Genomic DNA, 2,415 nt, shown 5'->3' on the forward strand with positions numbered 1-2,415 from the left:
ACTTGAATCATGTGTTTGATGGGGATTTTGGAGTTTCTGGTGAATAATTCAGGATATTTCATCTTTGTATTTTAAACGGGGGATGGTCGCCAATATTCAATTCTTCATTTACCCATTCATCCGGGACTATCCGGTCTTACGCGACTACTACCGGGTGATTAATTTTCAATTCTTGTTAGGCGATTTGGAGACCTACACCCGCAACGGGGGCACCCAGTTTCCCCAGTTCTTTCACCGCCTGTACGCCGCCTACTTTGGCCTATTAGCGACGCATTTTCGGATCGGGAGCCTTCCCAGCCAAAAGCGGTTAGGGGAGATCAGTGGGCCCATCGAGTTTTCGGACCTCTTTCACTCGGGACAGGGCCGCCACCTGGTCCACGACGAACTGGGCGTGACGTTGAATTCGCAAGCGGTCCTGGATACCTTCTTGGCCCAACCATTACCGGATGATGCCGCACCCAAGTCACGGTGGTGGCGGAAAAAAACGCCCGCACCCGCGCAACCGGTGGTGACGGAGACCGCGACTAAGCGGCTCTTACACCTCTTACGGCAACCCAATGATCAGCTGGTCGGGAAGATGACGGCGACCGAATACCAAGAACTTCAGACCTTTGCGGCCAACCCAGATTTTTCGCCGCACCCCTGGTTACGCCAAATTACCCCGGAGCTTAAGGAACAGGCCACCGATTACGTGGAATCCGTAGCTTACCGGTTACCCGGTCTGACCACCGAACAGGAACAAGTCCTGTGGCAGGAGTGCGAACAAAGCGGTAACGCCAGTCGCGTGTTGCTTAATTTCTGGTTTGCTCACGAAATAGCCCCGCAGGACAGTGCGCCGTATCTGATGAGCAGTGCCCGGACGGATAACCGCTTTAGCGTGCTGATGGTCGCTCGGTTATTACGGGCGGGCATATTATCGCCGGCGGACCAGGCCGAAGCGTTGCGCATCACCAATTTCTTCGGCAGCTTTCACGTCCGGCACCACCAGATGAACGCCGAAATCGCGGGGTACATCCTAGCGCGTTATTTGTATTTTGTGGAGCAGGGCCAACCGGTCGAAAAAAGTACGGTGGTCCAAGCCAAGTACGTCTTTGACCGGTTCTTCCCGACCGGGTTTGCCGCCTTCGAACGGTTAGTCGGGCAACGACCGGCAGAACTTGCCGCGCTGTTTGATGCCGAAATTGACCGGTTACGTGCGGCGAAGCAGGGTAACGCCCGGCAACGGGTCTTAGAAATGGCCTTAGAGGTTACCCATGAGCCGAAATACTGGCCGCAGTTGGAAAAGCGATTTAAGGGCAAGTACCCACGCTACGAACAGGCTTACCGCTATTCGGTCGCTCAGGGACTGTTGGTACCAGCGACCGCCACGTTGCCGTAAACGGGTGAGACGGCGCGTTCCCCGGAGCTAAGCGATTGATTAATTTGAGATAGACGCGCATGATGGGGACTATTCGAATTGAAAGTTGGTGTCCCCGTTGTTTCAAGATATTGCCCCACACCGTTTAGATAATCAGTTTCACGGGCCACGCACACCGCGACCCGACGACTTCGTGGTGGTCTACCACGACCAACACGTGCTTTTAGACCAAGCGCAAACGTTGCCGCGGTGGACCGCGGTCACCCAGACCTGGGCGGTAACGCCCGCCCAAGCTACGTACCTGTTGACGATCGACCAGACAGCTATCTTTTTGGTCACTGCCCCGGTCAGCGAGACGGCCCGGTACCGGTACGCTCCGGTCGCGGCGTTACGGCGGTTGACGCCCCAGTGGTTGGGCTTTGCTGCGGCGACGGCGGCTCAATTGGGCTGGTGGTACGCCACCCATCGGTTCTGCAGTCACTGTGGTCACGCGTACGTGCCAGACACCGTCGAACGGGCCTTGACCTGTCCGCAGTGTGGCCAGAAGATCTATCCCACGATTGCCCCGGCAATCATTGTGGCGGTCACGCACGGTGATCAGCTTCTGTTGACCAAGTTTTTGACCGGTTACGATAAATACACCCTGATTTCCGGGTACGCCGAAATCGGGGAGACCCTCGAAGAAACGGTTCGCCGGGAGGTTCACGAAGAAGTCGGACTGAGCGTGCACCATATTCGTTACCGGGGCAGTCAGCCCTGGGCGGCTTCCCACGCACTACTGGTGGGCTTCGTGGCGGAGTTAGACCAGAGTGTCCCCATCACGTTAGAGACCGACGAACTGTCCCAGGCCAAGTGGTTCCGCCGCGACGAATTGCCCCACGACGACACCACGTTGAGCTTGTCGTGGAGTATGATCGAAGCCTTCCGCCGGGGCGACCTGTAACGACAGACTAACCAGTAGCGAAAAGAGATGCCCCCCAGGCGAAAGTACCTGGAGGACATCTCTTTTTCTACGTCTTGTCAATGGAAATGTTGTTAAATCAACGATTCATGATAAG

Annotated in this window: 2 protein-coding genes; both read left to right on the plus strand. The window is 56.1% G+C overall.

Going from position 1 to position 2,415, the window contains the following annotated elements:
* Positions 1 to 64: 64 nt before the first annotated feature.
* The gene (locus tag FD38_RS10205; RefSeq protein ID WP_057733885.1) at positions 65 to 1,378 is read left to right on the plus strand and encodes a hypothetical protein; all 1,314 of its coding nucleotides are present in this window, start codon (positions 65 to 67) and stop codon (positions 1,376 to 1,378) included.
* 97 nt (positions 1,379 to 1,475) lie between these two features.
* Positions 1,476 to 2,300: an NAD(+) diphosphatase gene (gene nudC, locus FD38_RS10210; RefSeq protein ID WP_057733887.1), complete on the plus strand. Its 825-nt coding sequence runs from the start codon at positions 1,476 to 1,478 to the stop codon at positions 2,298 to 2,300.
* The last annotated feature ends 115 nt before the right edge of the window (positions 2,301 to 2,415 follow it).

The organism is Levilactobacillus zymae DSM 19395, assembly GCF_001434115.1.
In the GTDB taxonomy this organism is placed as follows: Bacteria; Bacillota; Bacilli; order Lactobacillales; family Lactobacillaceae; genus Levilactobacillus; species Levilactobacillus zymae.